We start from the raw sequence: 7,745 nt of genomic DNA on the forward strand, positions 1-7,745 counted from the left end.
AATGAAAACCGTTCGATTTTTCTGGAATTATTTTAAAGTTTACAAGTTCTCCTTTGTCATTGTGATTCTGATGGTTGCAGTTGCGACGATTGCTCAAGCCCTCTTTCCAGTTTTTTCAGGTCAAGCAGTGACGGAGCTCGCTAACCTAGTTCTGGCTTATCAAAATGGGACTTCAGAACAAGCTTGGCAAAGTTTGTCAGCTTTGATGCTGAATCTAGCTCTAGTTGTCCTTGCCTTAGTGGTATCCAGTTTGATTTACATGACCTTGATGACCCGTGTGATTGCTGAGTCGACAAATGAGATGCGTAAAGGCCTCTTTGGCAAACTTTCCCGTTTGACGGTTGCTTTCTTTGACCGCCATCTGGATGGCGATATCCTTTCTCGCTTCACGAGTGACTTGGATAACATCCTTCAAGCCTTCAATGAAAGCCTAGTTCAGGTCATGAGCAATATTGCTCTTTACATCGGTTTGATTTTTGTCATGTTTTCAAGAAATGTGACGCTAGCCCTAATAACAGTAGCCAGCACCCCAGTGGCCTTTCTCATGCTGGTTTTTATCGTGAAAATGGCCCGCAAGTACACTAATCTCCAGCAAAAAGAGGTTGGGAAACTCAACGCCTACATGGACGAAAGTATTTCAGGTCAGAAAGCTGTTATCGTACAAGGGATTCAAGACGACATCGTAGCAGGATTTGTGGAGCAAAATGAGCGCGTGCGCAAGGCAACCTTTAAAGGGAGAATGTTCTCAGGCATCCTCTTTCCTGTTATGAATGGGATGAGCTTGGTCAATACGGCCATCGTCATTTTTGCAGGTTCGGCTGTCTTGCTGAACGATCCAAGTATCGAAACAACGACAGCCCTAGGTTTGATTGTCATGTTTACCCAATTTTCTCAGCAGTACTACCAGCCGATTATCCAGGTGGCTGCGAGTTGGGGGAGCCTCCAGTTGGCCTTTACTGGGGCGGATCGTATCCAAGAAATGTTTGATGCAGAAGAAGAGATTCGCCCGCAAAATGCGTCTGCCTTTAAGGAATTGCGAGAAGGTGTTGAAATCAGTCACATTGATTTCTCCTATGTGCCAGACAAACCGATTTTAAAAGATGTCAGCATTTCAGCTCCTAAGGGGCAGATGATTGCAGTTGTCGGTCCAACTGGTTCAGGGAAAACGACCATCATGAACCTCATCAATCGTTTCTACGATGTGGATGCAGGTAGCATTTCCTTTGATGGAAAAGACATTCGTGACTACGACTTGGACAGTCTGCGGAGCAAGGTCGGTATTGTCTTGCAGGATTCGGTCTTATTTAGTGGAACGATTCGTGACAATATCCGCTTTGGTGTGCCAGATGCCAGTCAGGAAATGGTCGAAGCAGCTGCCAAGGCAACTCATATTCATGACTATATCGAAAGCTTGCCTGATAAGTATGATACCCTTATTGATGATGAGCAAAATATCTTCTCAACTGGTCAGAAACAATTGATTTCCATCGCTCGGACCTTGATGACAGATCCTCAAGTCCTAATCTTAGACGAAGCGACTTCCAATGTCGATACCGTAACAGAAAGCAAGATTCAGCATGCCATGGAGGCAGTAGTAGCAGGTCGAACCAGTTTTGTCATTGCCCATCGTCTCAAGACCATCCTCAATGCCGATCAGATTATTGTCCTCAAAGATGGAGAGGTCATTGAACGTGGAAATCATCACGAGTTGCTCAAACTCGGAGGTTTCTACTCAGAACTGTATCACAATCAATTTGTCTTCGAATAAGAAAGAAGTTGTCCTCTTGGGCAACTTTTTCTTATCCATAAAAAATACTTATCACGGTCTTTAAAAAAACATATTAGACAGCAGAGAGCTTGAATGATAAGATAAGACTGTCGCAAGAAAATCGAAAGGAGACACATCATGGCTAGAACGGTTGTAGGAGTTGCTGCAAACCTATGTCCTGTAGATGCAGAAGGGAAAAACATTCACTCATCTGTATCCTGTAAATTTGCAGAGAGCATTCGTCAAGTCGGTGGTCTCCCTTTAGTGATTCCTGTAGGAGATGAGTCCATTGTGCGTGATTATGTGGAAATGATTGACAAACTCATCTTGACAGGTGGGCAAAATGTCCATCCCCAATTTTATGGAGAGAAAAAAACCATTGAAAGCGATGATTACAACCTTGCTCGTGATGAATTTGAATTGGCACTCTTGAGAGAAGCACTCCATCAGAATAAGCCCATTTTGGCAATCTGCCGTGGGGTTCAGCTGGTCAATGTTGCTTTTGGTGGCACTCTTCACCAAGAAATTGAAGGTCACTGGCAAGGTTTGCCTTTTGGAACCTCTCATTCTATTGAGACGGTAGAAGGAAGCGTGGTGGCTAAGTTGTTCGGCAAAGAAAGCCAAGTCAACTCAGTCCATCGACAAAGTATCAAAGACCTAGCGCCTAATTTCCGTGTGACAGCGGTGGATCCTCGAGACCAGACTATTGAAGCGATTGAGTCTATCGACGAGCACCGTATCATCGGTTTGCAGTGGCATCCAGAGTTTCTGGTCAATGAAGAAGACGGCAATTTAGAACTATTTGAGTATTTATTAAATGAATTGTAACGGTTAGAGACTCTAGCCGTTTTTATTCGTCCTTTCAGATTTTTTGTATTTTAGCATTTTTACGCAAACGTTTGAATTCTGATAAAAATTGGGCAAATTCAATAAAAAAGCTTGAAAAAATCGAAGGTAAGCGTTATGATAGAAAAGAAGAAATATTGGAGGAATATCATGTCACATATTAAATTTGATTATTCAAAAGTTTTAGACAAATTTGTTGCCCCACATGAAGTGGAATACATGCAAGCACAAGTAACAGCTGCAGACGAATTGATTCGTAAAGGAACTGGTGCGGGTAGCGACTTTTTGGGTTGGTTGGACCTTCCTGAAAATTACGACCGCGAAGAATTCGACCGCATCTTGAAAGCTGCTGAGCAAATCAAGTCAGATAGCGATGTCTTGGTTGTAATAGGTATCGGTGGATCTTACCTTGGTGCCAAAGCAGCCATCGACTTCTTGAACCACCACTTTGCTAACTTGCAAACAAAAGAAGAACGCAAAGCACCACAAATCCTTTACGCAGGGAACTCAATCTCTTCTACTTACCTTGCTGACTTGGTAGAGTATGTTGCAGACAAAGACTTCTCAGTAAACGTGATTTCTAAATCAGGTACAACAACTGAACCAGCGATTGCTTTCCGTGTCTTCAAAGAACTCTTGGTTAAGAAATACGGTCAAGAAGAAGCTAACAAACGTATCTATGCAACAACTGACCGCCAAAAAGGTGCCGTTAAAGTTGAAGCAGATGCTAACGGTTGGGAAACATTTGTGGTTCCAGACGACATCGGTGGACGTTTCTCAGTATTGACAGCAGTTGGTTTGCTTCCAATCGCTGCATCAGGTGCTGACATCAAGGCCCTTATGGAAGGTGCCAACGCAGCTCGTAAAGATTATACTTCAGACAAGATTGCTGAAAATGAAGCTTACCAATACGCAGCCGTTCGTAACATCCTTTACCGCAAAGGCTATGCAACCGAAATCTTGGTAAACTACGAGCCATCACTTCAATACTTCTCAGAATGGTGGAAACAATTGGCTGGTGAATCAGAAGGGAAAGACCAAAAAGGGATTTACCCAACTTCAGCTAACTTCTCAACTGACTTGCACTCACTTGGTCAATTTATCCAAGAAGGAACTCGTATCATGTTTGAAACAGTTGTCCGTGTTGACAAACCACGTAAGAACGTGATCATTCCTACTTTGGAAGAAGACCTTGATGGGCTTGGTTACCTTCAAGGAAAAGACGTTGACTTTGTAAACAAAAAAGCAACTGACGGTGTTCTTCTTGCCCACACAGACGGTGATGTACCAAACATGTACGTAACCCTTCCAGAGCAAGATGCCTTCACTCTTGGTTATACTATTTACTTCTTCGAATTGGCAATTGCTCTTTCAGGTTACTTGAATGCCATCAACCCATTTGACCAACCAGGTGTTGAAGCATACAAACGCAACATGTTTGCCTTTCTTGGGAAACCAGGATTTGAAGAATTGAGCAAAGAGCTTAACGCACGTCTATAGTCTGTAATAGAAGAAAAGAGTGGCTTGTCCACTCTTTTTACTCTCTTTATTCGTAGACATTGGACTCAGGCGAGACTTGTGATATAATATAGAAAGCAAAAAGGCAGACGCCTAGAGACTTTATAGGAGAAACTATGTCAAAAGATATCCGCGTACGCTACGCACCAAGTCCAACAGGACTACTACACATCGGAAATGCCCGTACAGCATTATTCAACTACCTTTACGCACGCCATCATGGTGGAACTTTTATTATTCGTATCGAAGATACTGACCGTAAACGCCATGTCGAGGATGGTGAACGTTCACAGCTTGAAAATCTTCGTTGGTTAGGAATGGATTGGGATGAAAGTCCAGAAACTCATGAAAACTACCGCCAATCAGAGCGTTTGGAACTCTATCAAAAATACATCGACCAATTGCTAGCTGAAGGAAAAGCCTACAAATCTTACGTTACAGAAGAAGAGTTGGCAGCTGAGCGCGAACGCCAAGAAGCAGCTGGCGAAACACCACGCTACATCAATGAATATCTTGGCATGAGCGAAGAAGAAAAGGCGGCTTACATTGCAGAACGTGAAGCAGCTGGTATCATCCCAACTGTCCGTTTGGCTGTCAATGAGTCTGGTATCTACAAATGGCACGATATGGTCAAAGGTGATATCGAGTTTGAAGGTGGCAATATCGGTGGTGACTGGGTTATCCAAAAGAAAGACGGTTATCCAACTTACAACTTTGCCGTTGTCATCGATGACCATGATATGCAAATCTCTCATGTTATCCGTGGAGATGACCACATTGCCAACACCCCAAAACAGCTCATGGTTTATGAAGCGCTTGGTTGGGAAGCTCCAGAGTTCGGTCACATGACCTTGATTATCAACTCTGAAACGGGTAAAAAATTGTCTAAGCGCGATACCAACACTCTTCAGTTTATCGAAGATTACCGTAAGAAGGGTTATTTGCCAGAAGCCGTCTTTAACTTTATCGCACTTCTTGGTTGGAACCCAGGTGGTGAAGATGAAATTTTCTCACGTGAGGAATTGATTAAACTCTTTGACGAAAACCGTCTCAGCAAGTCACCAGCAGCCTTCGACCAGAAGAAACTGGACTGGATGAGCAATGATTACATCAAGAGAGCTGACTTAGCAACCATCTTTGAAATGGCAAAACCATTCCTAGAAGAAGCAGGACGCTTGACTGACAAGGCCGAAAAATTGGTAGAACTCTACAAACCACAAATGAAGTCAGTGGATGAAATCGTTCCATTGACAGACCTTTTCTTCTCAGACTTCCCAGAGTTGACAGACGCTGAGCGCGAGGTTATGGCAGGAGAAACCGTTCCGGTTGTTCTAGAAGCCTTCAAAGCGAAACTAGAAGCAATGACAGACGATGAATTTGTGACAGAAAACATCTTCCCACAAATCAAAGCAGTCCAAAAAGAAACAGGTATCAAAGGGAAAAATCTCTTCATGCCGATTCGTATTGCTGTATCAGGTGAGATGCACGGACCAGAATTGCCAGAAACCATCTTCTTGCTCGGACGTAACAAATCAATCCAGCATATTGAAAACATGCTTAAAAAAATACCGAAAGGGTTTAAAGTCTAAGAATTTAGAAGAGGAAGCGATTTCCCCGTCTTTTCTACCGAGTACACGACAAACAGGGCTGAAAAATAGTAGAAAGAGTCAGTTAAACTGGCTCTTTTCTATTATCATAGAAAAATTTGTATGGGAGATTAAAAAAGTCCTTGACAAAGGGGAAAAAGTAGGTATAATAGGAAGAGTTGAAAAGCTCAAGGTCCGTTGGTCAAGGGGTTAAGACACCGCCTTTTCACGGCGGTAACACGGGTTCGAATCCCGTACGGACTATGTGTGTATCACAGGGATGAAAAAAGTAAAAAAAGTTTCAAAAAAGTGTTGACATAGGTCAACAGCTGTGATATACTAATATAGTTGTCGCTTGAGAGAGATTGAGTGACAAAGACCTTTGAAAACTGAACAAGACGAACCAATGTGCAGGGCACTATAACTAAGGTTATAGTACTGAACAATGAAAAAACAATAAATCTGTCAGTGACAGAAATGAGTGAGAACTCAAACTTTTAATGAGAGTTTGATCCTGGCTCAGGACGAACGCTGGCGGCGTGCCTAATACATGCAAGTAGAACGCTGAAGAGAGGAGCTTGCTCTTCTTGGATGAGTTGCGAACGGGTGAGTAACGCGTAGGTAACCTGCCTGGTAGCGGGGGATAACTATTGGAAACGATAGCTAATACCGCATAAAATTAATTATCGCATGATAATTAATTGAAAGGTGCAAATGCATCACTACCAGATGGACCTGCGTTGTATTAGCTAGTTGGTGGGGTAACGGCTCACCAAGGCGACGATACATAGCCGACCTGAGAGGGTGATCGGCCACACTGGGACTGAGACACGGCCCAGACTCCTACGGGAGGCAGCAGTAGGGAATCTTCGGCAATGGACGGAAGTCTGACCGAGCAACGCCGCGTGAGTGAAGAAGGTTTTCGGATCGTAAAGCTCTGTTGTAAGAGAAGAACGAGTGTGAGAGTGGAAAGTTCACACTGTGACGGTATCTTACCAGAAAGGGACGGCTAACTACGTGCCAGCAGCCGCGGTAATACGTAGGTCCCGAGCGTTGTCCGGATTTATTGGGCGTAAAGCGAGCGCAGGCGGTTAGATAAGTCTGAAGTTAAAGGCTGTGGCTTAACCATAGTACGCTTTGGAAACTGTTTAACTTGAGTGCAAGAGGGGAGAGTGGAATTCCATGTGTAGCGGTGAAATGCGTAGATATATGGAGGAACACCGGTGGCGAAAGCGGCTCTCTGGCTTGTAACTGACGCTGAGGCTCGAAAGCGTGGGGAGCAAACAGGATTAGATACCCTGGTAGTCCACGCCGTAAACGATGAGTGCTAGGTGTTAGACCCTTTCCGGGGTTTAGTGCCGCAGCTAACGCATTAAGCACTCCGCCTGGGGAGTACGACCGCAAGGTTGAAACTCAAAGGAATTGACGGGGGCCCGCACAAGCGGTGGAGCATGTGGTTTAATTCGAAGCAACGCGAAGAACCTTACCAGGTCTTGACATCCCTCTGATCGCTCTAGAGATAGAGTTTTCCTTCGGGACAGAGGTGACAGGTGGTGCATGGTTGTCGTCAGCTCGTGTCGTGAGATGTTGGGTTAAGTCCCGCAACGAGCGCAACCCCTATTGTTAGTTGCCATCATTCAGTTGGGCACTCTAGCGAGACTGCCGGTAATAAACCGGAGGAAGGTGGGGATGACGTCAAATCATCATGCCCCTTATGACCTGGGCTACACACGTGCTACAATGGCTGGTACAACGAGTCGCAAGCCGGTGACGGCAAGCTAATCTCTTAAAGCCAGTCTCAGTTCGGATTGTAGGCTGCAACTCGCCTACATGAAGTCGGAATCGCTAGTAATCGCGGATCAGCACGCCGCGGTGAATACGTTCCCGGGCCTTGTACACACCGCCCGTCACACCACGAGAGTTTGTAACACCCGAAGTCGGTGAGGTAACCTTTTAGGAGCCAGCCGCCTAAGGTGGGATAGATGATTGGGGTGAAGTCGTAACAAGGTAGCCGTATCGGAAGGTGC

Annotated in this window: 4 protein-coding genes, 1 tRNA gene and 1 rRNA gene (1 of these 6 cut by a window edge); all 6 read left to right on the forward strand. The window is 44.6% G+C overall.

All coding sequences use genetic code 11. From position 1 onward, the window contains the following. The first annotated feature begins 1 nt into the window (after position 1). A complete protein-coding gene (locus GOM47_RS00690; RefSeq protein ID WP_235080757.1) occupies positions 2–1,768 on the forward strand; it encodes an ABC transporter ATP-binding protein in 1,767 nt (588 codons plus the stop codon). 138 nt (positions 1,769–1,906) lie between these two features. After that, on the forward strand, positions 1,907–2,596 hold the full coding sequence (locus tag GOM47_RS00695) for a gamma-glutamyl-gamma-aminobutyrate hydrolase family protein (RefSeq protein WP_235080758.1): 690 nt from the start codon (positions 1,907–1,909) through the stop codon (positions 2,594–2,596). Between the two features lie 168 nt (positions 2,597–2,764). Further along, positions 2,765–4,114 carry a glucose-6-phosphate isomerase gene (locus tag GOM47_RS00700; protein ID WP_235080759.1) on the forward strand — a complete coding sequence of 450 codons (1,350 nt, stop codon included), beginning with the start codon at positions 2,765–2,767 and terminating at the stop codon, positions 4,112–4,114. Between the two features lie 134 nt (positions 4,115–4,248). Further along, positions 4,249–5,721 carry a glutamate--tRNA ligase gene (gene gltX / locus GOM47_RS00705; RefSeq protein ID WP_235080760.1) on the forward strand — a complete coding sequence of 491 codons (1,473 nt, stop codon included), beginning with the start codon at positions 4,249–4,251 and terminating at the stop codon, positions 5,719–5,721. 189 nt (positions 5,722–5,910) lie between these two features. Beyond that, a tRNA-Glu gene (locus GOM47_RS00710) sits at positions 5,911–5,982 on the forward strand. A 232-nt stretch (positions 5,983–6,214) separates the two neighbouring features. Then, positions 6,215–7,745 (forward strand): 16S ribosomal RNA (locus GOM47_RS00715); it runs 18 nt beyond the window's last position.

Source organism: Streptococcus oralis (genome assembly GCF_021497945.1).
In the GTDB taxonomy this organism is placed as follows: domain Bacteria; phylum Bacillota; class Bacilli; order Lactobacillales; family Streptococcaceae; genus Streptococcus; species Streptococcus oralis_BR.